The following is a 240-nucleotide window of genomic DNA, read 5'->3' as shown; positions in this document are numbered from 1 at the left end:
CTGTGGATGCATGCAAAATCTCACTTTTTAAAACTTGAATATTCAATTAAAAAGCAAGAATTGAACCAGTCTGCTCAAAACCCGAGACAGTGGCTACAGGAAATGAAAACAGCGACTTCTGCAGGCAGCTGTCTGGCAAGCCGGGAGGCTGGATCAGGGGGCAGATATGGCGCGGAAGGTATAAGCATGGACGGTATGAGCATGGACGGTATGGGCGCGCAGGCCGGTGTTGGTCTCATC

The 240-nt window shown here is 50.0% G+C and carries 1 protein-coding gene; it reads left to right on the top strand.

Annotated elements, in window-relative coordinates; all coding sequences use genetic code 11:
- Window positions 1–240 (top strand): hypothetical protein (locus tag Q4563_RS22230; protein WP_303606088.1); only part of this gene is annotated, 240 nt, incomplete at both ends.

Source organism: Gilvimarinus sp. 1_MG-2023 (assembly GCF_030548285.1).
This window is presented reverse-complemented; position numbering and strand designations above follow the sequence as displayed.